The sequence below is a fragment of the Streptomyces sp. NPDC096339 genome (genome assembly GCF_044762985.1).
Taxonomy (GTDB): Bacteria; Actinomycetota; Actinomycetes; order Streptomycetales; family Streptomycetaceae; genus Streptomyces.
Window position 1 is genome coordinate 59,059 of record NZ_JBIWFI010000022.1, and the last position, 21,466, is coordinate 80,524.

General features: G+C 73.9%; 21 protein-coding genes. 12 read left to right on the forward strand and 9 right to left on the reverse strand.

Features of this window, described 5'->3' with window-relative positions; genetic code table 11:
* Positions 1–2: 2 nt before the first annotated feature.
* Together ACIQ5Y_RS25190 and ACIQ5Y_RS25195 are read right to left on the reverse strand one after the other, a co-directional pair.
* Positions 3–866, reverse strand: coding sequence for a 2'-5' RNA ligase family protein (locus tag ACIQ5Y_RS25190; protein ID WP_403884616.1), 864 nt, complete (start codon positions 864–866; stop codon positions 3–5).
* A 65-nt stretch (positions 867–931) separates the two neighbouring features.
* Complete coding sequence (locus ACIQ5Y_RS25195) at positions 932–1,507, reverse strand: hypothetical protein (RefSeq protein WP_403884619.1); 576 nt, start codon at positions 1,505–1,507, stop codon at positions 932–934.
* 316 nt (positions 1,508–1,823) lie between these two features.
* Between ACIQ5Y_RS25195 and ACIQ5Y_RS25200 the strand changes: the two genes are divergently transcribed.
* Both ACIQ5Y_RS25200 and ACIQ5Y_RS25205 read left to right on the forward strand, forming a co-directional pair.
* Entirely contained in the window at positions 1,824–3,125 is a 1,302-nt protein-coding gene (locus ACIQ5Y_RS25200) for a cytochrome P450 (RefSeq protein ID WP_403884622.1), read from the forward strand.
* A gap of 35 nt (positions 3,126–3,160) precedes the next feature.
* On the forward strand, positions 3,161–4,201 hold the full coding sequence (locus ACIQ5Y_RS25205; protein ID WP_403884625.1) for an amidohydrolase family protein: 1,041 nt from the start codon (positions 3,161–3,163) through the stop codon (positions 4,199–4,201).
* On the opposite strand, the gene ACIQ5Y_RS25210 is transcribed toward ACIQ5Y_RS25205, so the two are convergent.
* Complete coding sequence (locus tag ACIQ5Y_RS25210; protein WP_403884628.1) at positions 4,169–5,416, reverse strand: glycosyltransferase; 1,248 nt, start codon at positions 5,414–5,416, stop codon at positions 4,169–4,171. The two genes, ACIQ5Y_RS25205 and ACIQ5Y_RS25210, sit on opposite strands and share 33 nt — an antisense overlap.
* Positions 5,417–5,453: 37 nt before the next feature.
* Between ACIQ5Y_RS25210 and ACIQ5Y_RS25215 the strand changes: the two genes are divergently transcribed.
* Together ACIQ5Y_RS25215 and ACIQ5Y_RS25220 are read left to right on the forward strand one after the other, a co-directional pair.
* A complete protein-coding gene (locus ACIQ5Y_RS25215; protein ID WP_403884631.1) occupies positions 5,454–6,635 on the forward strand; it encodes a CapA family protein in 1,182 nt (393 codons plus the stop codon).
* Entirely contained in the window at positions 6,632–6,934 is a 303-nt protein-coding gene (locus tag ACIQ5Y_RS25220; RefSeq protein ID WP_403884634.1) for a DUF1876 domain-containing protein, read from the forward strand. Before ACIQ5Y_RS25215 ends, ACIQ5Y_RS25220 begins: the two co-directional genes overlap by 4 nt.
* A gap of 99 nt (positions 6,935–7,033) precedes the next feature.
* On the opposite strand, the gene ACIQ5Y_RS25225 is transcribed toward ACIQ5Y_RS25220, so the two are convergent.
* Complete coding sequence (locus ACIQ5Y_RS25225; RefSeq protein WP_403884637.1) at positions 7,034–7,285, reverse strand: acyl carrier protein; 252 nt, start codon at positions 7,283–7,285, stop codon at positions 7,034–7,036.
* A gap of 125 nt (positions 7,286–7,410) precedes the next feature.
* Here ACIQ5Y_RS25225 and ACIQ5Y_RS25230 point away from each other — a divergent pair, with 125 nt between their 5' ends.
* Positions 7,411–8,193: a lysophospholipid acyltransferase family protein gene (locus tag ACIQ5Y_RS25230; RefSeq protein WP_403884640.1), complete on the forward strand. Its 783-nt coding sequence runs from the start codon at positions 7,411–7,413 to the stop codon at positions 8,191–8,193.
* 55 nt (positions 8,194–8,248) lie between these two features.
* On the opposite strand, the gene ACIQ5Y_RS25235 is transcribed toward ACIQ5Y_RS25230, so the two are convergent.
* On the reverse strand, positions 8,249–9,754 hold the full coding sequence (locus tag ACIQ5Y_RS25235) for a hypothetical protein (protein WP_403884643.1): 1,506 nt from the start codon (positions 9,752–9,754) through the stop codon (positions 8,249–8,251).
* Between the two features lie 23 nt (positions 9,755–9,777).
* The gene (locus ACIQ5Y_RS25240) at positions 9,778–11,223 is read right to left on the reverse strand and encodes a hypothetical protein (protein WP_403884646.1); all 1,446 of its coding nucleotides are present in this window, start codon (positions 11,221–11,223) and stop codon (positions 9,778–9,780) included.
* A gap of 276 nt (positions 11,224–11,499) precedes the next feature.
* Here ACIQ5Y_RS25240 and ACIQ5Y_RS25245 point away from each other — a divergent pair, with 276 nt between their 5' ends.
* Together ACIQ5Y_RS25245 and ACIQ5Y_RS25250 are read left to right on the forward strand one after the other, a co-directional pair.
* Positions 11,500–12,156, forward strand: a complete 657-nt coding sequence (locus tag ACIQ5Y_RS25245; protein ID WP_403884649.1) for a DUF2278 family protein — start codon at positions 11,500–11,502, stop codon at positions 12,154–12,156.
* Between the two features lie 20 nt (positions 12,157–12,176).
* Positions 12,177–12,413 carry a hypothetical protein gene (locus ACIQ5Y_RS25250; RefSeq protein ID WP_403884652.1) on the forward strand — a complete coding sequence of 79 codons (237 nt, stop codon included), beginning with the start codon at positions 12,177–12,179 and terminating at the stop codon, positions 12,411–12,413.
* A 4-nt stretch (positions 12,414–12,417) separates the two neighbouring features.
* Here the strand turns inward: ACIQ5Y_RS25250 and ACIQ5Y_RS25255 are convergent, their stop codons facing one another.
* From ACIQ5Y_RS25255 to ACIQ5Y_RS25265, 3 genes are read right to left on the reverse strand one after another with little or no spacing between them, the layout of a single operon-like run.
* Entirely contained in the window at positions 12,418–13,431 is a 1,014-nt protein-coding gene (locus tag ACIQ5Y_RS25255; protein ID WP_403884817.1) for a TolB family protein, read from the reverse strand.
* A gap of 14 nt (positions 13,432–13,445) precedes the next feature.
* The gene (locus ACIQ5Y_RS25260) at positions 13,446–15,050 is read right to left on the reverse strand and encodes an MFS transporter (RefSeq protein WP_403884655.1); all 1,605 of its coding nucleotides are present in this window, start codon (positions 15,048–15,050) and stop codon (positions 13,446–13,448) included.
* Between the two features lie 2 nt (positions 15,051–15,052).
* Positions 15,053–15,952 carry a glycosyltransferase gene (locus ACIQ5Y_RS25265; protein ID WP_403884658.1) on the reverse strand — a complete coding sequence of 300 codons (900 nt, stop codon included), beginning with the start codon at positions 15,950–15,952 and terminating at the stop codon, positions 15,053–15,055.
* A gap of 310 nt (positions 15,953–16,262) precedes the next feature.
* On the opposite strand from ACIQ5Y_RS25265, the gene ACIQ5Y_RS25270 reads away from it, so the two are divergent.
* The 5 genes from ACIQ5Y_RS25270 to ACIQ5Y_RS25290 all read left to right on the forward strand — a co-directional run bounded on the left by ACIQ5Y_RS25270 (position 16,263) and on the right by ACIQ5Y_RS25290 (position 21,450).
* Positions 16,263–17,363: a Gfo/Idh/MocA family protein gene (locus ACIQ5Y_RS25270; protein WP_403884662.1), complete on the forward strand. Its 1,101-nt coding sequence runs from the start codon at positions 16,263–16,265 to the stop codon at positions 17,361–17,363.
* 67 nt (positions 17,364–17,430) lie between these two features.
* Positions 17,431–18,432, forward strand: coding sequence for an SDR family NAD(P)-dependent oxidoreductase (locus tag ACIQ5Y_RS25275; protein ID WP_403884665.1), 1,002 nt, complete (start codon positions 17,431–17,433; stop codon positions 18,430–18,432).
* Positions 18,429–19,571, forward strand: coding sequence for a DegT/DnrJ/EryC1/StrS family aminotransferase (locus ACIQ5Y_RS25280; RefSeq protein ID WP_403884668.1), 1,143 nt, complete (start codon positions 18,429–18,431; stop codon positions 19,569–19,571). Before ACIQ5Y_RS25275 ends, ACIQ5Y_RS25280 begins: the two co-directional genes overlap by 4 nt.
* Positions 19,568–20,338 carry a NeuD/PglB/VioB family sugar acetyltransferase gene (locus ACIQ5Y_RS25285; protein ID WP_403884671.1) on the forward strand — a complete coding sequence of 257 codons (771 nt, stop codon included), beginning with the start codon at positions 19,568–19,570 and terminating at the stop codon, positions 20,336–20,338. The genes ACIQ5Y_RS25280 and ACIQ5Y_RS25285 overlap by 4 nt, the downstream gene beginning before the upstream one ends.
* Positions 20,335–21,450 (forward strand): DegT/DnrJ/EryC1/StrS family aminotransferase, encoded by a 1,116-nt coding sequence (locus ACIQ5Y_RS25290; RefSeq protein WP_403884674.1) that lies wholly within the window; start codon positions 20,335–20,337, stop codon positions 21,448–21,450. The genes ACIQ5Y_RS25285 and ACIQ5Y_RS25290 overlap by 4 nt, the downstream gene beginning before the upstream one ends.
* The last annotated feature ends 16 nt before the right edge of the window (positions 21,451–21,466 follow it).

Sequence of the window (21,466 nt, forward strand, 5' to 3'; positions counted from 1 at the left end):
GGTCAGTCGAGCGTGGGGACCGCTCCGCCCTCGGCCCAGCCGATCTCCACGCCCGACAGCCGGCCCAGCCAGTCGGCGGTGACCTCCGCGAGCCGGGCCCCGTCCGGTGGGGTCCGGCCCAGGCCGACCGCCAGGCGTGCCCCGCCCGGGAGGGTCTCGAACGGCCGGGGCCACGCGTCGGCATCGGCCGTTCCCGCCCGCGCCAAGGCGGCGAGCAGCTCGGGCAGCCGTTCCCGTACGAGGTCGAGGCGAGCGCCGGGTTCCCCGTCCGGCCCCGTACGCACGGTCAGTACGGCCCACGCCGCGTGGTGCCGGTGCGAGGGTGGCCCGCCCGGGGCACCGGGGGCGGGCTCCTCCCAGCGCACCTCGCCCGTACCGAGGGCGACGGTGGCGCGGGGGCGCATCGGCTCGGGGCCCCGGCGGGAGAGCACGACGAGCTCGTCGACCCGCGCCGGCGTGCTGCCCAGCCGCGCGGCGCACTCCGCGGCCAGCCGGCGCGCGTCCCGGGTCCGGCCGAGGGAGAGGTGCGGGGTGAAGCGGGGGGCGCGGCCCCGGCAGAGCGGGAAGTGCTCCACCAGGACGCGTTCGAGCCCCGTCCAGGGGGCCTGGCCGGCCGCGGCGGGGTCGAGCCAGACCGTCGCGTAGGCGCGGTGCCGAAAACTGCGAACCCCGCCGAGCCGGACGTCGAACGGGGCGCACGCGGCCGCGGCGGCCTCCAACGGCGCGGCGGCCGCCTCGAAGTCCGACTCCGGGACGAAGCCGAACAGGAGGTTGACGTGCGGGGGCCACCGGCGGATCTGCGGATCGTGCTCCTCGCGGATGCGCTGGATCGCGGGCCACAGTTCCGCCGGGGGGATCCAGGCCACGGCGGTCCTCGGCGTGCTGCCGGCCCCGAGGACGTCCGCCGCTCCCGGTCCGGGCCGCACCCGCGTCAGGCCGGTGGCGCGGGCGCGGGGCGCGTGGTTCCGGGAAGGCAGGTCACCGCCGGGTTGAAGGTCTCGTACGCCCCCAGGGGGTTCTTCTTCCAGAGCCACAGGTGCAGGGCGTAATGGACGGGCTGGCCGGGGAAGTTGCCCCGGTGCGGGCCAGTGAAGGGCACGCCGAACATGGCGGGGCGGTCGTCGTCCGTCGCCGGGTTCCCGTCCCGGTCGTAGACCACCCACTGGACGCCGACGAGGCGCTTGCCCCCGTGTCCGTCGTCCTCGTAGTACAGCGCGGCGGGCTTGGCCGGGTCGACGGAGTTGTCGTAGGCGTGGTTGAAGTGCGGGTACCCGAGCGCGCCCGCACCGCTGCGGTTGGCGACGCAGTACTTGTCCGGTACGTAGCCGGCCCGCACCGCATTGGAGTGCTGCTGGTAGCGGGCGGTAGCCCCGTAGACGGCGGCGCGTGCCGCGGCGGCCCGGGCGGCGTCCGCGTCGGAGGCGGCGGAGACGGTGGCGTTGGCGGCGGGTGCCGGCAGGGCGAGCGAGGCGGCTGTCGTGAGCACCAGGGCGAGGCTTCGGAGCATGCGCGGACTCCTTGGGACGCCGGCCGGACGAACGGGCCGAACGAACGGGGTGGGCGGGCCGGGTGGACGGGCCGGTTGGACGGTCGGGTGGACGGGGTGCATGTCCCCGGCCGCCCGGGCGTGCCACACCGCCGGACCGGACGGCTGACAGCCGATCGGCCGACCGCCGGGCGCGTACCCTCGCGGGCCACCGCGCGCGAAGGGCCCGTATCCGGCGCGGACAAGACCACTCGAACGGGACCGCCGACGTTTCGCGGACCGTCCGCGCCGGGAACCGGTGTGTCGCCGAAACGCGAGCGACCGGAAGGTGCGGAGCATGGCGCAGGAGAAGACGGCACCGGCGGGTGGCCACACCCTCGACGAGATCGTGGCGGCCGTGGCCGGCGGGGCTCCGGGATACCGGACGTGTCCGCATCCGGCTTACGCCGCGCTGCGCGAGCAGGCGCCGGTGTGCAGGCTGACGCCTCCGCACGGGATCGACACGTACCTCATCACCCGCTACGACGACGCCCGGGACGCCCTGTCGGATCCGCGGTTCAGCAAGGACATGCACGGCGCCCTCGACACCTACCACGCGGTGTACGGCAGCGTCTTCGACGCCCTCGACGACAACGTGCTGTTCGCCGACCCGCCCCGCCACACCCGGCTGCGGCGCAGTCTGCGGAGCGCGTTCACGCCCCGCCGGGTGGAGGAGATGCGGGCGGGGATCACCGCGATCGCCGAACGCCTCCTCGACGAATGCGACGGCGGCGAACCGGTCGACCTGATGTCGCGGTTCGCGTTCCCGCTGCCCATCGCGGTGCTGTGCGAACTGATCGGCATCCCCGACGACGACCGCGCGGAGATCACGGAGCAGTTCTCGATCGTGGCGCGCTCCCGGTTCGATCCCCGGCTGAAGGACGAACTGCTGGCGGCCGAGGAGTGGCTGCGCGGCCGCTTCACGCGACTGATCTCGTACACCCGCGAGCACCCCTCGGACTGCTTCCTGAGCGACCTGATCCAGGCGGAGGAGGGGCTGGACGAGACGGAGCTCCTGTCCTCGCTGTGGGTCGTCTTCTTCGCCGGGCACAAGACGACCGCGTTCCAGATCGGCAACACCGTCCTCAACCTGCTGCTGCGTCCCGATCAGCTGGAACGGCTCCGGGCGGACCCGCTGCTGATCCCGCGGGCGGTGGAGGAGAGCGTCCGTTTCGAGGGTTCGGTGGAGACGTCGACCTTCCGTTACGCGGCCGAGGACGCCGAGATCCGGGGAACGCGGATTCCCAAGGGGTCACTGGTGCAGATCGCCATCTCCTCCGCGAACCGGGACCCGGAGAAGTTCGACCGTCCCGACGTCATGGACGTGACGCGCGAGGGACTCCAGGGTGCCCACCTGGGCTTCGGTTACGGCACGCACTACTGCCTGGGAGCGCCGCTGGCCCGGCTCGAACTCGAAGTCGCCCTCTCCACGCTCCTACGGCGTTTCCCGGCCATGGCACTGTGCGACGCGGAGGAGAGCGAGGCCGCGTGGCTCAAGGGCCCGATGGCGGCGTTCCGGGGGCTCCAGCACCTGCGGCTCGTGCTCGACCCGTCGCGGGTCGTCCGGGAATTCGCGTCGGTACCCACGGCAGGAACCTGATCCAGACCCCACGGACGGACGGACGGCGGACCGGTATGCCTGACTCTACGAGTACCTCCGAACTGCACCTGCCGGGACTGGCGGCGCCCGAGGCCGCGGCAGCGGCCGCGGCCGGCCACGCGGTGCAGGCGAAGATCGACATGCACCATCACTTCTGCGCGCCGGAGTGGCGCGAGTGGGCCGAGCGCCACGAGCTGGTCAATCCGCAGCAGCTGCCGCCGTGGGCCCGGTTCGACGCCGAGGACTCGATCCGCTTCATGGACCGCGTGGGCATCGCGACGGCCGTGCTCAAACCCATGCTGCCGGCGAGGTACCACTCGTCCGCGCAGCTGCGCGAGGCGGTCAACATCACGCTCCTGTCCATGCTGGAGGTGGCGAACTCGCATCCCGGCCGGTTCTCGTTCTACGCCCCCCTCTTCCTGGAGGACGCCGAGGCCTCGTCCTGGGCCGTGCGCCGCGGACTCGGCCAGTTCGGGGCGGTCGGGGTGAACGTGACGGCCAACCACGGGGGCGTGTACCTCGGCGATCCCTCCTACGACCGGATCTTCCACGAGCTGGACGACTTCGGTGCCGTGGTGGACACCCATCCGCACAACCTGCCGGGGAGCCCGCCCGGCGCGGCGGCCGTCCCCGGCATTCCGAACTTCATGTGCGACTTCCTCCTGGACACCACCCGCGCCGCCGTGAACATGATCAGCAGGCGGACGCTGGACCGCTTCCCGAACATCAAGGTGATCCTTCCGCACGCCGGCGGGTTCCTGCCGTACATCGCACCGCGGATCCAGGCCCTGGGACGGTTCTGCGATCCGGCCGTCGACCCCGGCGCCGTCCGCGACCACCTGCGTCGCTTCTACTACGACACCGCGGGGCCGATGGCGCCGGCGGCAACCCTCCTCGCGCATGCGCCCGCCGAGAACGTCCTGTTCGGCACGGACTTCCCGGCCGCCCCCGCCGACACCGTCGTGGACCTGGCGCTGCCCGCCCTCGACGCGGACCCCGCGTTCACCCCGGAGCAGCTGACGGGCGTCTACCACGACAACGCGCTAAGCCTGATCCCCCAGTTGGCGACGGTCTGAGCCGTACGCCTCGAACAGCAGCCTCGCGGCCACCGCCGCCCCGTCGGCGCAGAACGCGTCGGCCACGGCGGTGGCCCGGGCGGCCGTCTCGGGCGCCAGGGCCGAAGCCAGGGCAGCGGAAAGGGACTCGAAGGTCGGAGTCGGACCGTCGTGTGCCGCACCGATGCCCAACTCGGTCACCCGGCCCGCGAAATAGGGCTGGTCGCCGCCCTGCGGCACCAGGACCTGAGGCGCTCCGGCCCAGGTGGCCGTCGTCGTCGTGCCCGCGCCGCCGTGGTGCACGACGGCCGCCGCCCGGCGGAACAGCGCCTGGTGGTTGACCTCGCCGACGACGAAGCAGTCGTCCTGGTCGTCGACCCTGGCCAGGTCGGCCCAGCCGCGGGAGAGGACCACACGGCGGCCCTGCGCGCGGATCGCCCGGACCGCCGCCTTGGCGACGTCCCCGGGATCGCGCATGGGGATGCTGCCGAAGCCCACGTACACCGGTGCCGGGCCGGCGTCCAGGAACGCGACCAGTTCCGCGGGCAGCGGGCGTTCGTCGGGCAGGACCCACGCGCCGGTCTGCAGCACGTCGAGGTCGGCCGGCCGCTGCCACGGGGCCAGGACCGGGTCGGCGGCCAGCCACGGGCGGTCGGTGAAGACGTGGTCGCGCACCCGGTCCAGCGGCGGCAGGCCGACGGACGCCCGGTGGGTGTTGATCGCCTCGCCGAAAACCTCCTGCGCGTCCCGGGCGTCCCGGTCCCACAGTTCGCGGTGGTCGGTGACGTCGGCGGGCAGCGGCCGGCCCGGCCGCGGGATGGGCGGATGGTGCGGCGACGGCAGGCTCACCGGCTGGTAACTGGCGTACACGTACGGAACGTCCAGCTTCTCGGCGGCGGACCGCACACCGGCCGCGGCCGGCAGGAGCCCGGTCGCCACGACGACGTCGCAGCCCTCGGCCAACGCGGTGACGTTCTCGTGGAACGCGGCGACCAGCTCGGCCGCCCGCCGCGGCAGGCCCCCGGGAGCGGGCGGCGTCTTCCCGGTGACCAGGTCGCGCACCGACGCCCCGGTCGGCACCATCTCCACGCCGACCCCGGCCAGCCGCTTCTCGAACTCCTCGTCCGGCGGTGCGCACACGAGCACCTCCGCACCCCGTTCCCGCAGCCGTACCGCGAGCCCCACGAGCGGCTCGACGCCTCCGCGCGAGTCGTATGCCGACAGCACTACACGCATTTCTGAACTCCCCCGTTCAGGTGGGTAACCTGGAAGCATGCAGGGTGATTTGATCACACTGTGCCTCGCGGGCGACGTGATGCTCGGGCGGGGGGTCGACCAGATCCTTCCGCACCCGGGAGACCCGGCGCTGGCGGAGGCGTACGTCCACGACGCCCGCTCGTACGTCGAGCTGGCGGAGGCCTCGAACGGCCCGATCCCCCGGCCGGTCGCCTTCTCCTGGCCCTGGGGCGACGCGCTGCCGACCATCGACCGGGCCGCGCCCGACGCCGTGGTGCTCAATCTGGAGACCAGCGTCACGCTGAGCGACGACTTCGCACCGGGCAAGGGCGTCCACTACCGCATGCATCCGGCCAATCTGCCCTGCCTGGCCGCCGCCCGCCCCGACGTGTGCGTCCTGGCCAACAACCACGTGCTCGATTTCGGCCGCCGGGGGCTCGCGGAGACCCTCGACGTGCTGGCCGGCGCCGGATTCGCCGTGGCGGGGGCGGGGGCCGACGCCGAGGCGGCCCGCCGGGCGGCGGCCGTTCCCCTCCGGGGCGGCGGGCGGGTGCTGGTCCGGTCCTTCGGCATGCCGTCCAGCGGGATCCCGCCGGGCTGGGCCGCCTCGGCGGACCGGAGCGGGGTCGACTACGTGGCCGAGGCCTCCGAGGAGGCGGCGGCCTCGGTGGCCGCCCGGATCCGGCGGGAGAAACGGCCCGGGGACGTCGTCGTCGCCTCGGTCCACTGGGGTTCCAACTGGGGCTACGCCGTCCCCCGCGACCAGGTCCGTTTCGCGCACGCGCTCGTCGACGGCGGCGCGGACGTGGTCCACGGGCACTCCTCGCACCACCCCCGGCCGCTGGAGCTGTACCGGGGCAGGTTGATCGCCTACGGCTGTGGCGACCTGATCAACGACTACGAGGGCATCACCGGCCACGAGCAGTACCGGGACGACCTGCGGCTCCTCTACTTCCCCTCGATCGATCCGGACGGCGGCGCCCTCCGCGCGCTGCGCATCGCCCCCTTCCGGGCCCGGCGGATGCGGCTGCGGGAGCCCCCGCCGGAGGACTTCCGGTGGCTGCGGGACCTCCTCGGCCGGATCAGCCGCGGCTTCGCCGGGCCCCTCGCCCTCGACACGGACGGCACCCTCACCGCCACCGCCCGCGGATGGCCGGACCGGCCCGTACGGGGGGATTCTGGAACCAGTGGGACCGGAGCGCGAGGAGGCACGTCATGACACACGCCGAGGAATGGCAGGTGGGCGTCTACCTGACCGAGGAGGACGGTACGACCAAGGCCCGGGCCGTGCTCGACAACGGCAAGACCACGATGGTCGGGCGCGGCAAGGCGCGCTGCAATCCGACGGACGTGGAGGTCCCCGCGATCGGTGACGAGCTGGCCGCGAGCCGGGCGATGCGCGACCTGGCGGGTCAGCTGATGCGCGCCGCCGACAAGGACCTGGCCGCGGTGGGCGGCGTACCCGAGCCGCCGCGCACCGGCTACGGCTGGCCGGAGGACTTGGGCCCGGCCAAGTAGGGGCCGCGCGGCCGGGCGGGCCCCGGACGGCCGGCGAGGTCCGGACGGGGCCGCGGGATCACCCGCGCGACAGGAGTTCGACCGTCGCGGGGCCCGGGCTCAGCGGGGCGCCCGGCGGGCCGCCACGGCCTCGGCGAACTCGGCCAGGGTGGAGTCGCCGAACTCCTTCTCGTCGATCTTCACGCCCAGCCGTTCCTCCACGGCGATGGCCAGCTCGACCACGAGGAGCGAGTCCTCCACCAGGAGGCGCATCGGTGTGTTCGCCCGCACCTCCTCGGCCGGCACTTCGAGCGTCTCGGTGAGCAGTTCGGTGATCACGTCGATCACGGACTCCTGCGCGGAAATGGTCACGGCACCTCTCATGGAACGGGGGGAATGGATCTCGTGATGGAATAACTACCACGTCGGCCAATTCCCGCAAAACCCTTGGCCAGGCTGATTGTTGACGATCCGAAACATGAGAGCGAGAGTCCTTGATGTCCGAAAGCCTGACCGATTTGATCGAGGCGGCGGCGGTCGAATTCCGGCTGTTGCGGCGGCTGTTCGGGGAGGCGGGCGAGATCGCGTGGGACCGGACCCTGGACTGGCTCGTCGACGAATACTTCCGACTGGACGTACTCGGGCTGGAGAACGTGCCGGCCGAAGGCCCGGCAGTGCTCGTGGCGAACCACTCCGGCGCCTGGGGGTTGGACGCCTTCGTGCTGATGAAGGTCCTCACCCGGAGCCTGCGCCGCCCCCTGTACATTCCGGCGGCCCCGCTGACTTTCCGCGTCCCGGTGCTCGGCTCGTACGCGCGCAGGAAAGGCGCTTTCCCGATCGACCCGACGCTCGGACTGGAACACCTGAACGCGGGGGAACTCGTAGGGGTGTTTCCCGAGGGAATCGCCGGTCTCGAAAAGCCCCTGCACGAACGCTATCGACTCCGCCCCTTCAGCCCCGGATTCGCGGTGACCTCGGTCCGCGCGGGCGCCCCCGTCGTACCGGTGGCGATCGTCGGCGCCGAGGAGGCGTATCCGAAGCTCGGGGAGATCCCGGCCCTGGCACGTCTCTTCGACCTGCCGTACTTCCCCCTCACCCCGGCGTTCCCGTTGCCCGCGAAGTGGCTCATCACCATCGGCGAGCCGATCGAGCCGCCCGCCCGGCCCGCCTCGCTCGCCGAGCGCTCGGCCGCGGCCCGCTCGCTGTGCGCCGAGGCCCGGACCGCCGTGCAGGACATGCTCGACCACGAGGTCGGCCGCCGGGAGACACCCTTCTGGTAGGGCAGGGCCGGTGGGGCAGGTCCGGGGCCGGAGCCCGGCCCTGCCCCCCGCGCCCTCAGCCCGCCAGCGTCTGTGCGGCCCGCCGCACGTCGGCCGCGGCCTTCGCGCACCGGTCGGCGTGCCCGAGGAGCACCATGCGGAAGTGCTCGCCGGCCTCGTCGTCGTTCCAGCCGCTGTGGCCGGCGCAGGCCGTGAGGCTCTCCGCGTGCCGTTCCAGCCGCTCGGCGCTGGCCTGCGCCAGCGCCGCGTAGGAGGCCGGCGCGTAGCCGGAGGCGGCCACCGGCAGCGCCGTCGGCAGGCCCACCGTGACCCGGGCGTCGCCGGACCGTCCCTCGCGCTCGGTCAGGGCCACGAGCAGCCCGCCCGGATCGAGGGTGTCCGGAAGCCGCTCCGCCCCGAACCGGGGGGAGATCAGCACCGGACGGGCCTCCGCCAGCACCGCGCGTACGGTCTGCGTCGCGACGAGCGCCGCGAAGGGGGCCCACGCACAGCCCCCCGGGGCCGCGCAGAGCGCCCCGGGCCAGGAGGCCGGGCCGTCCGCGCCCGGTTCGCGCGGCAGCATTCCGGGGGCGCAGAGGATCTCCGTCCCCGACTCCACCGCCAGGTCCTGCCAGACGAACGACGCCCGGACCGGGTGCACGGCGGTGGCCACGGGCGGCCAGCGGCGCAGCGCCTCCGCCACGGCCCGCTCCGGGGAGTCCGCGGCCCCCGCGGCGTGCAGGGCCAGGGCCTGGAGAGCGGTGGCCGAGGCGGCCTCGGACACCAGGGAGAGCGCGTGCGCCACGGCGGGGACCAGGGTGTCGGCCGCCTCACCGCCCGGCGACAGTCGGCCGGCGAGCGACGCGGGGTCCGGGTCGGTCAGGTACGGCGCGAGCCGGCGGCCCAGGGCCGCGGTCCTGGCTTCGCCGGACCGGCCGTCGACGGCCGCCGTCGCCGCGCCGAGCACCTCGCTGAGCAGGGTGTCCTCGGCGGCCGCGGCGCCCACCACCGCACGCCGGGCCAGGCGGAGCGTCCCGGCGCGCCAGACCTTCCAGTCGAGGGTGCCGTCCCCGCGCCGGGCGCCCGTGATCCCGTCCACGTCCTCGCGGATCAGGTCCCGCAGTGCGCCGGCGGGCGGGGCGGCCTCCCGGGCGCGGGACGCGTCGGGGGCGGCGTGCGGGGAGAGCCCGTGGCGGCGTCCCCCGGCGTCCAGCCCGGTCGCGGCGGCCAGGGCGCCCTCCTGCTCCGCGTGCGCGAGCAGGGCCGCGGCGTCGTCCGCGCGGAGCGGTACGAGGAAGGACCCGAACGGTGTGCGCAGCCGTACGGGCCGCCCGGACCGGGTGCGCTTCAGGTGCGCGAGCAGGGCGCGGGTCATCCCCTCGCGGGTGAGCAGGTCCAGGCCCAGGGCCCGCGCGGGGGCGTCCGCCCAGGGCAACCGGCGGGCGAGCACGGCGGCGCTGAACAGGGCGTTCTCCAGGGGCCAGGCCGTCTCGGGGCCCCGCACCACCGTCGCGGCCCGTGCCTCGCCGTCTCCGTTGCCGTCGTGGCCTTCGTGGCCGTCGCGGGTGTCTTCGTCGGTCATCGGTCGTTCCCTCTCCCTCGCGGTCACTTGTCGCGCAGCATGTACGGCTGGTTGCCGGTGATCTCGCCCTCGTAGGCCCCGATCAGCCCGTTGACGCGTTCCCGGTGGTGGGCCATCGGGCCGCGCAGGCTGTCGGAGTAGGCCTGCGGGGCGTGCGAGAGCGGGTAGTCGTACGACTCGTCCAGCCAGGACAGTTCGACCCAGTGGGCGGGGATGTCGTTGGGGGAGGCCGGTCCGCGCCCGTCCAGCGTCGGGATCACGTCGTGCTTGTTGACCAGGCTGATCACCCGGGTGGTGTGGTCGGCGGGCCGCTTGCTGTCGATCGGGGAACCCACCGCGATCACATGGGTGAGGCGGTAGGTCGAGGAGAACACCGGGTCCGAGGCCAGGTTCATCGCGGTCAGCCCGCCGAGGCTGTGGCCGACGATCATCAGCTCGGATCCGGCCGGGACACCCGCGCGTTCCAGCAGGTTGCGGACGGCGCGGGTGTAGGTGGTGTCGGTGCGCAGGCACCCGTCGAACGCCCCGATCACGTCCTGCGGCGTGCTGTTGCTGAGGAGCGCGAAGCTGGTCCCGGGCAGCAGGAGCACATGGCGTACGGCACCGTCGGCGCAGTGGACCCGGCGCAGCAGGGCCAGTCCGTGGTTGCCGAGGGCGCCGATGTCGTTGACGTAGCTGACGACGTCGTTGCGAGAGGTGGCGAGGACCTTCGCCAGGATGGAGTCCGGCTCGGTCCGCTCGGCCCGCCCCGGCCCGGGGTTGAGGTATTTGATCAGGGAACTGGGCAGCCCCATGAAGGGGTCGGTGGTCGGAACCCCGCCGGCGAGGGTGACCCAGGAGAAGGCATCGTTGACCGGGTTCTCGTCGAGCAGCCCCAAGAGCGCGAGGAGCTCCATCATGACGGGGCTCACCGTGGTCAGGGCGCGGGTGATGCCCAGCCGTTCGACGAGCCCGCGCAGCGCGCGGAGTGCCTCGATCCGGTCACCGGCGACCATCGCGTCGGTCAGGCGGCGGGCCACCGGCGCCGCCAGGTTCGGGTGGTCGGCGGCGGCCGCCCGGATCCGCAGGGCGAAGGCGTCCACGGCCATGGCCACCTTGGCGGGCCGGCGGTACGTCACGCTCCCGGCGAACCGCGCCAATTCACCGACGAGGCCGCCGTTCGCGCCGAATCCGAGGCCGGCCGGGCTGGTCAGCGCCTTGGCGCAGGAGAACGCGGCGCCGAGCGCCCAGGTGGGGCGGCGCAGGGCCTCGAGTCCGAAGCGCCAACTGCCGAGGGCGCCCGTCAGCTCCGCACCGGCCTGCCGGGCCGTCAGCGCCGCGTCCGCCAGCAGCACGGAGGCGGCGATCAGCAACTCGGCGTCCGTCCTCCCGGGTTCCGGCGGGGCCGCGGGCTCGTGCTTCGCGGCGACTTTCGGCCTCTGCCGCTCGGGAAGGCGCCGTGCCGCTTCGTCGACCACCTGAGGGGTCACGTCCCCACCTCTCGTCCGTGCGCTGATGTCTCTTGATCGCGCACGCATGGTGGCACCGAACGCGGCCCGCGGATCGCCGCGGCGGCGCCGACGCACCCGTGCGCGCCCGCGCGGATCCGCGGGTGGGCCGCGCGCCCGTGGGGCGGCCGGTGGCCCGCGGCGCCGGTGCCGGCCGATCGGCGTGCTGGGGTGAGCGCGCCGTCCCCGTGTTGACTCGGAGGCTGCCGGGAGGCGTCCCGATGGCCCGCGGCGGTGGCCGGTGCTTCACTGGGAGGCATGCCATTCGACCACTACGGCGTACTGGCCGGGACGCTGTCGCAGCACTTCCGCGACACTCCCGACAACGAGGGCGCGTGGTTCCACGTCAACCTCAGGGTGGACGCTCCGGACGGGCGGTACAAGTGCGCCGTGGACGTGGACAGCCACGACTCGGCGACGGGCGTGCGGTGGCGCGCCTTCACCCTGGACGCCTCCATGCTCGGGCCGGTGACCGCACTGGCGCAGGGCTACCACGAGCTGGCGCGCTCGTCCTCGTCCGGGGCGCTCGACTACCTGCGCCATCCGGCCCTGCGGGACCGCCCGGCCTGGCCCGCGTGGCTGCCGCAGGCGCTGAGGGACCTCCTCGACGGGTGGGTGCGGCCGACGCGGCCCTGGCAGTCGGGTTCCAATCTCGACGCGGCCCTGTCCCTCGAACAGATCCTCGTCGTCGGACGGCCGATCCTGGTGTTCGGCGAGCCCTTCGACGCCGGTCTGGGCATGCACAACATCCACCAGAACCAGGGCGACCCGTTCGGCAGCGAATGGTGGCCCCAGAACGGCATCTGGCAGGACGGCGCGACCCTGACCCGGCGGCCCGACGGGCGCTGGGACGTGTTCCTGAACCGGTTCTCCACCCAGAAGGACCACACCGACTCCGACGGGCACCCCGTCTAGTGCTGTGCCACTGTTTCCTCATGACCGAAGGTTCGGCACCGTACATGCACCCGGCGCGGGTCACCGTCCTGGGCGTTCAACCCGGCAACCCGCCCTTCCGCATCGTGGAGGTCGACGGTGAGTTCGTCGGCAGGGCGACGTCCATGACGGACGTACTGCTGATCGCCGCGGAGTTCGGGATCACCATCCACGACCTGGACGACCTCGACGAGGTCCGGTGGGTCGCGGGCGGCAAGTTCACCTGGAACCCGCACTGACCGTTCAGCCCAGGCGGGCCGGGGAGGAGGCCCCCGGGGCCAGCAGGCGCGGGCTGCCGCTGCCGTCCGCCGGGACGGTCCACAGGTCGGTGCTCTCGGTGGCGCCCTCGGTGGGGAGCGCGTAGGCGAGGGTCCGGTCGTCGAGCCAGGCGGCCTGGTCGTCCACGCTGCGCTTCTCCGCGAGCGGCTGTTCGCGCAGGGTCTTCAGGTCCAGGACGTGCTCGCGCCACAGCGAAGCCCCGCGCTGCACCCGCTTCTTGTAGGCGATCCGGGTCTCGTCCGGGGACAGGGAGGGGCATTCGACGTTCTGCGCGAGGGTGGTGACGGTCCGCCCGGAGATCGAGCCCCTGACCAGGTGGGTCTGGCCGGCGGTGGCGAGGGTGGCGTAGAAGGTGTCGTCGTCCTTGGAGAAGGTCACGCCCCAGAGGTTCACGTCGCCCGCGGTGTACTTCTTGCCGTCCATGAGGACGGTGAACTTCTCCAGGTCCGGTTCCAGCTGCCAGGTGCTCGTGTCCACGATGCTGGTACGGGTGGAGAAGAACGCGGAGCCGTAGGACTCTCCCGCGACGAAGACCGTCCAGGCGGCGAACCGGCCGCTCGGGGAGACCCGGGCCCGGCTCGGGGTGCCCGCGAGGGGGAAGCCGTGGCGGGTCTTCAGGTCGGCGTCGACGATCAGTGCCTGGTTGTCCTGGGCGAGGGCGCCGGGCTCGGAGCGCAGGCACACGCCGGTGCCGGCGGCGGCGTGGAAGCGCCGGCAGCCGAGGTCGGAGGCGGTGCGTTCGCCCTCCGGGTCGTCGGCGGGGACGGCGGCGAGGGTGCCGCGGTGCGGGCCCTGGGCGGTGTTGAGCAGCAGCAGCGTGCCCGGCCGGCCCAGCGTGACCCGCCCCCCGGCGATGGCGGGGCCACCCCGCTGCGGCTGCTCGGCGCGGTCGGCGGCGCGCAGCACCATCGCGGTGGCGGCCCCCCCGAGGAGCAGCACCGCCAGGGCGAGCACGAGCAGGCGGCGCTTCGGAGACAGCGTCATCGGGGTCCTCACGGGCGTCGGGGCGGGTCGGTACGGGAGGTGACGGTGGTGGCGGTGGTGGCGCGCGGCTCGCGCAGTACGAAGCCCGCGACGGTCGCGCAGCACAGCAGTCCGGCCGCGGCGGCGGCGAGCGCCGGGCCGGGGCCCCAGAGGGTCCAGGCCCCGCCGAAGGCGAGCGAGCAGGCGACCCGGGCCAGGGCCTGGCCGGTGCCGACGAGGGCCAGGCCGGTGCCGCGCAGCTCCCCGGGGACGGTGGCGGCGACGGCGGCGGGCAGTACGCCGTCGGTGGCCGCGTAGAAGACCCCGTGCAGGGCGAGGACGAGGTAGGGCAGGGCGGGCCAGGCGGGGGCCCAGAGCAGCAGCCCGTACCCGGCGAGGAGGAGGGCGTGCCCGGTGAGGAACACGGTGCGCCGCCCGATCCGGTCGGCCAGCGCCCCCGCCGGTACGGCCAGCAGGAGGAACACCGTGGCGGTGCCCAGCGGCAGCAGCGGGAACCAGCGCTCGTCGAGGCCGGTGCGGTTCTGCAGGAGCAGGTAGACGAAGGCGTCGCTGACGGTGGTCAGGCCCAGCAGGGCGGCGCAGAGGGTGAGGGCTCGCAGCCGGGGCAGCCGCAGCAGCGCCATGGCCTCGCGGAGGCCCACGGCAGGGCCGGGCCGGGCCCCCTCGGTCAGGGCCCGCCCGGGAACGCCCTCTGCGGTGGCGCCCTCCGCGACGCGGCCCTGCACGGGGCGGGTCTGCGCAGGGCGGGCCTGGCCGGGGCCGGCCTGCGCGGAGGAGGTCTCCGCAGGGCGGGCCTGCGCAGGGACGCCCCGCGCGGCGCGGGACCGCCCGGGGCCGCTGTCCGCCGGGCCGGCCTTCGCGGGAAAGGCCTGCTTGACACCACCCTCGGCCGGGCCGGCCCCCGCTGAGCGGGCCTGATCGACCCCGGCCTGCGCAGCGCCGCCATCCGCCGGGCCGGCCTGTGCGGAGCGGGCCTGTGCGCTCTTGCCCGGTACGAAGAGGATCAGTACGACCACGCCGAGTGCGGCCACGCACGCGCTGACGCCGAAGACGGCGTCGTAGCCGCCCACCGCGGCGCTCAGGATGAAGAAGGCGGCGAGCGGGCCGAGCAGCGCACCGGCGGTGTCCATGGCCCGGTGGACCCCGAAGGCCCTCCCCTGTTGCTCCGCGGGGGTGGACAGGGAGATCAGCGCGTCGCGCGGGGCCGTGCGCAGTCCCTTCCCGGTGCGTTCCAGCGCGAGGACCACGCCGATCGCGCCCGCGCTGTGGGCGAGCAGCAGCAGCGGCTTGCACAGGGCGGACAGCCCGTAGCCGAGCCCGGCGATCAGCTTGTGGTTGCGGATCCGGTCGGCGAGGTGCCCGCCGGTGAGCCGGACCAGGGCGCTGACCCCGTTGTAGACGCCGTCGAGGGCGCCGAAGCCGAGGGGGCTCAGGCCGAGCCCCGCGATCAGGTAGAGCGGCAGGACCGCGGTGACCATCTCGGAGGAGATGTCGGTGATCAGGCTGACCGTGCCCAGGGCGAGGACGGCGGAGGCCACCGCGGGGGTCCGTCCGGGGCCGGCCCCCGGCGCGGTCTTCTCCCCGGCGGGGGCGGAGCGGTCCGCGAGGTACATGGTCAGGCGCTCCCCTGCCGGCTGCTCTCGTCCCGCAGCCAGGTGGAGAAGTCCCCGTCCCTGATGGCCTTGCGGGATCCGCGGCGGGCGGCGAGGGCCGCCACGACGAACACCACGACCCCGGGCAGCAGCCCCGGCCGGTCCCGCAGGACGGCACGCAGATCGGCGGTGCCGGTACGTGCGGACGGCGCGGACGGCGCGGGCGTCGCGGACGGCGTCGCCTGGGAGGCCTGCGCCGCCTGTACGCGTTCCAGCTCGGCGGAGGACGTCGACGCGCGGATCTTCCGCTTGATCAGGTCGGACCAGGTGCGCGGCGGCCGGACGACGACCCTGGCCGCCTCGACCACCCTCCGCTCCCTGGGCCCGAAGGCCAGCGAGGCGGCCAGGTCGTCCGCCATGAGCGGCGGCAGCGCGGCGATCCGCGCGTGCCCGGCCTCGGTCACGGCGATGACCCCCCGGCCGAACAGGCCCTCGCGGACGGCGGGCAGGCGCTGCCACACCCGGTAGTACGCCCTTACCGGCCAGGCGCAGCCGGTCAGCGGGATGTCCCGGCCGGGGGCGGCCGCGAGGAGCTCCGGGTTCTTGTCGAGGGCTGCGACCAGGGCCCGCACGTCGGCGGCCCCGAGGATCACGTCGGCGTCCACGTAGAGCCGGGGGAAGCCCCGCGCGTGCTCGTCGCCGACCCGAAGTGCCGTGTGCTTGGAAGGAGTCGGGATGTCGACCACCCGGACGCGGGGGCCGCGGGCGGCCGCGACCCGCGCGGTGTCGTCCGTACAGCCGTTGCAGACGACGACGATGTCGCCTTCGCCGGGGTCCCTGTCTGCGGTATCGGCCAGAAGTGCGTCGAGGAGTCGGCCGATGACCACGCCCTCGTTGTGGGCCGGTATCACGATGCTGGTCACCCGGGCAGTATGCACGTTCGATCAACGGAGTCGGGTGATTCCCCCAACTCTCCCCAGGCGTAGGCAAGGTGGTCTAGATTGAGCGCGCTGTAGCGGTTCGGTCGCCTGGGGGAACAAGCGGCCGGTCCGGGGGGCGGAAGCACGCGGTTTTACGCAGCATCGGTTGTGGGGGGCCATCGCCGTTGAGCAGGTCACGCACGGGTCGCGCAGGCGTCCGGGCTGCCCTCGACGGCTCGTCCCTCCATCACACGCGTCCCGGCCACGAGTTGTCGTCACGCCGTCAGGTGTGCGCGGAGGGAAGGGGAACGCTGTGAAGGACACCGCGAAGAACGCGGGGCCGGGCGCCGTCGCCGCCGGCCGGGAGCCCGGGGCCGCGTTAGGCGTCGCCGTGGTCGGTGCGGGCTACTGGGGCCCCAATCTCGTCCGCAACTTCCAGTCCAGTCCCGGGTTCCGGCTGCGCTGGCTCTGCGACCTGAACGTGGACCGGGCCCGGCAGGTGCTCGGCGCGTACTCCACCGTCCAGGCCACAGCGGACTACGCGGCGGTCCTCGCGGACCCGGAGGTCGACGCGGTCGCCGTGGCCACCCCCGCCGGGACGCACCTGGACGTGGCGCTGGCCGCCCTGCGCGCCGGCAAGCACGTGCTCGTGGAGAAGCCCCTCGCCGCCACCTACGAGGACGGGCTGAAGCTCGTACGGGAGGCCGAGGAACGCGGTCTGACCCTGATGTGCGACCACACGTACTGCTACACGCCGGCGGTGGCCCGGATCCGCGACATGGTCCGTTCCGGGGAGCTCGGCGACATCCAGTTCGTCGACTCGGTACGGATCAACCTGGGGCTGGTCCAGAAGGACATCGACGTCCTGTGGGACCTGGCCCCGCACGACCTGTCGGTGCTCGACTTCATCCTCCCGGACCACGTCCAGCCCGTCGCGGTCGCCGCGCACGGGGCCGACCCGATCGGGGCCGGGCAGTCCTGCGTGGCCTATCTGACGCTCCAGCTCAGCACCGGCGCCATCGCCCACGTGCACGTCAACTGGCTCTCCCCGACGAAGGTCCGCACCACGATGGTCGGCGGATCCAAGCGCACGCTGGTCTGGGACGACCTCAATCCCTCCCAGCGGGTGGCGGTGTTCGACCGCGGGGTGGACCTGACGGCGCCGCAGGAGATCGGCGAGGACGAGCGCCGCGACATGCTCGTCTCCTACCGCACCGGCGACATGGTGGCGCCCGCGATCGGCGAGAAGGAGGCCCTGCGAAGCATGGTCGAGGAGTTCGCCGACGCGATCAGGACGGGGCGTCCCGCGCTGACCGACGGACGGGCGGGGCTCAAGGTCCTCGACATCCTCGAAGCGGCCTCCCGGAGCCTGGAGTTCCGTGGCGCGGTGGTGGGGCTGCGCACCGGGCGCTGACCGTCGGCCGGGCTTGGGCCGGGCCGTTCGCACGACAGACGATGAACGATTCAGTGAGGGCGGGGCGTTGAGCAGCAGCGTACGAGGCAAGAGGATTCTGGTCACCGGAGGGGCGGGGACCATCGGTTCGCACGTGGTGGACCTGCTGGTGGAGAACGGGGCGCGCGAGGTCGTCGTGCTCGACAACTTCGTGCGGGGGCGCACGGCCAACCTGGCCCGCGCCCTGCCGAGCGGTGTGGTGGAGCTCGTCGAGGGCGACATCCGCGACGTGGCCGCCGTGCGCAAGGCCACGGACGGCGCGGACCTGGTGTTCCACCTCGCGGCGATCCGGATCACGCAGTGCGCGGAGGAGCCGCGCCTCGCGAACGAGGTGATGGTGGACGGCACGTTCAACGTGCTGGAGGCGGCGGCAGCGGCCGGGGTGGGCAAGGTGATCGCCTCGTCCTCCGCGTCGGTCTACGGGCTGGCGGAGACCTTCCCGACCAACGAGCGCCACCACCCGTACAACAACGACACCTTCTACGGCGCGGCGAAGGCCTTCAACGAGGGGATGCTGCGCAGTTTCCACGCCATGTACGGGCTGGACTACGTCGCGCTGCGCTACTTCAACGTCTACGGGCCCCGGATGGACATCCACGGCCTGTACACGGAGGTGCTGATCCGCTGGATGGAGCGGATCGCGGCGGGCGAGCCGCCGCTGATCCTGGGTGACGGCACCCAGACGATGGACTTCGTCGACGTCAGGGACATCGCGCGCGCCAACCTGCTGGCCGCCGAATCGGGTCTGACCGACGAGGTGTTCAACATCGCGAGCTCCACCGAGACCAGTCTGCTCCAGCTCGCGCAGGGCCTGTTGGAGGCGATGGACGCGGACGGACTGGCCCCGGAGCACGGGCCGGCCCGGGCCGTGAACGGGGTGACGCGGCGCCTCGCGGACACCTCGCGGGCCGCGGAGCTCCTCGACTTCACCCCGGAGATCGACCTGCGCACCGGGCTGCGGGACCTGGTGGAGTGGTGGCGGGCCGAGCGCGCGGACGCCTCCGGCGGGGCCGCGGAGGCGGGCCGATGAGCGCGCCCGACCGGATCCCCGTCATGGTGCCGTGGCTGGGTGAGGAGGAGGCGAAGGCCGCCGCCGACGCGGTGCTCTCCGGCTGGGTCGCCCAGGGTCCCCGGGTCGCGGAGTTCGAGCGGGCCTTCGCGGAGCGCGTGGGCGCCGCGCACGGCATCGCGGTGAGCTCGTGCACCACCGCCCTGCACCTGGCGCTGATCGCGCTGGAGCTCGCGCCGGGCGACGAGGTGATCGTCCCCTCGCTGTCGTTCATCGCCACGGCCAACGCGGTGCGCTACGTGGGGGCGACCCCGGTGTTCGCGGACGTCGAGGAGGCCACCGGCAACCTGACCCCGGCCACCGTCGACGCGGTCCGCACCCCCCGCACCAAGGCGGTGCTCGCCGTGCACCAGGGCGGCGTGCCGGCCGATGTGCACGCGCTGCGCGCGGCCTGCGCCGACTGGGACCTCGCGCTGGTGGAGGACGCGGCCTGCGGCATCGGCGCGACCGTCGGCGGCAAGTCCGTGGGGCACGGGGCGCTGCTCGCGGCCTGGTCCTTCCACCCGCGCAAGGTGATCACCACCGGCGAGGGCGGCATGATCACCACGGACGACGCCGAGTGGGCCCAGCGGCTGCGGCGGCTGCGCGAGCACGGCATGAACGTGTCCGCGGCGGACCGGCACGCGAGCGGGAAACCGATCGTCGAGAGCTATCTGGAAGTCGGCTACAACTACCGGATGACCGACATCCAGGCCGCGGTCGGACTGGTGCAGCTCGGCAGGCTGGACGAGATCGTGGCCCGGCGCCGGGAGCTGGCGGCCCGCTACGCGCGGCTGCTGGCCGAGGTCCCCGGGCTCACCCCGGTGCGGGATCCCGGGTACGGCGAGGGCAACTTCCAGTCGTACTGGGTGCTGCCGGCCACGGACTTCCCGGTCGGGCGGGACGCGCTGCTCGCGGCGCTCGCGGAGGCCGGGATCTCGGCCCGGCGCGGGATCATGGCCTCGCACCTGGAGCCGGCGTACGCGGGTCACGGCGCCGCCGCGCTCCCGGTGACCGAGCGGATCAGCCGGGACTCGCTGATCCTGCCGCTGTTCCACACCATGACCGAGGCCCAGCAGGACCGGGTGGTGGCGGTGCTCCGCGAGCAGGCCCGCGCATGAGCGGCGGGTGGCAGGACACCGAGGACCTGGTGATCGTGGGCGCCGGCGGGTTCGCGCGGGAGACCGCGCAGGCGGTGCGGGACGTGACCGCGGCGGACCTGGCGCAGGGCCGGCCACCGCGCTGGCGGCTCGCCGGCCACCTCGACGACGACCCGGCCCTGGAGGGCCGGGAGGTGGACGGGGTGCCGGTGCTGGGTGGCTGCGAGCAGGTGCACCGACTCGGTGACGCCCGGGTGGTGGTCTGCGTCGGCAGTCCGCGCGACTACGCGGTGCGGGCCCGGCTGGTGCGGCGCCTGGGGCTGCCGGTGAGCCGCTACGCGACGGTGGTCCACCCCACGGCGGTGGTGTCGGACACCTCGATGCTCGGGGTGGGCTCGGTGCTGCTGGCGCACGTCGTGCTGACCGCCTCCGTACGGGTCGGATCGCACGTGGCGGTGATGCCGCAGACGGTGCTGACCCATGACGACGTGGTCGGGGACTTCGCCACGCTCGCCTCCGGGGTCCGCCTCGGCGGCGGGGTGCGGCTGGGGCGCGGCGCCTACGTGGGTGCGGGATCGCTGGTCCGCGAGTACACGTCGGTCGGCGCCTGGTCGCTGACCGGTATGGGGAGCACGGTCCTGGCGGACGTGCCGCCCGGCGAGGTGTGGGCCGGCAGCCCGGCCCGCCGGCTGCGGACCGCGGACGGTCCGGCCCTCGACGAACTGCGGGCCGATGGGGAGGGGACCGGCCGGTGGCCGGAGACACGGATGGGGAGTCACGTCGCATGAACCAGATACCGCTCGTAGACCTGAAGGCGGCGCACGCCGAGGTCGCCGACGAAGTGCGCGCCGGATTCGACCGGGTGCTGGCCGGCACCGCCTTCATCGGCGGTGAGGAGGTCGCCGCCTTCGAGCGCGAGTACGCGGAGTTCGCCGGGGTCCGGCACTGCGTGGGCGTCGCCAACGGCACCGACGCCCTGGAACTGGCCCTGCGCGCGAGCGGGGTGGGCGTGGGCGACGAGGTCGTGCTGCCCGCCAACACCTTCATCGCGACCGCGGGTGCCGTCGCCCGGATCGGGGCCCGGCCGGTGCTGGTCGACTGCCTCCCCGACTCCCTGCTGATGGACCCGCGGGCCGCGCTGGACGCGGTCGGGGAGGCCACCCGCGCGGTGGTCCCGGTCCACCTGTACGGGCAGTGCGCCGACACGGCGGCTCTGGTCGCGGAGCTGCCGCCGCACGTCCGTGTCGTCGAGGACGCCGCGCAGAGCCAGGGAGCGACCCGGGAGGGCCGCTCCCCCGGCAGCGGCGGGATCGCCGCGACCAGCTTCTACCCGGGCAAGAACCTGGGGGCGTACGGGGACGCGGGCGCGGTCGTCACCGACGACGAGGAGACGGCCGCCCTGGTGCGGGCGCTGGCCAACCACGGCGGCGTCGCCAAGTACCGGCACGACGTGGCCGGGTTCAACAGCCGGCTGGACGGTCTGCAGGCCGTGGTCCTGCGGGCGAAGCTGGCCCGGCTGGCCGACGGGAACGCGGCCCGACGGGCTGCCGCCGCCCGGTACGACGCCCTGCTGGCCGACCTCGTGGCGGCCGGCCGGATCACCCTGCCGGTCACGGCGCCGGGCAACGTCCACGTGTGGCACCTGTACGTCGTACGGGTCGCCGGGGCGGACCGGGACGCCGTGGTCGGCAAGCTGGGCGCGGAGGGCATCGGGGCGGGCGTGCACTATCCGGCACCCGTCCACCTGACCCCCGCTTATCGTCACCTCGGTCACGGCCGCGGCGACTTCCCCCACGCCGAACGGGCCGCGGACGGGATGCTCTCCCTTCCGCTGTACCCGCAGATCACCGCTGCCCAACAGCAGCGGGTCGTCGACGCGCTCGCCGGCGCGATGCGCTGACGCAAGAAGAGGTACA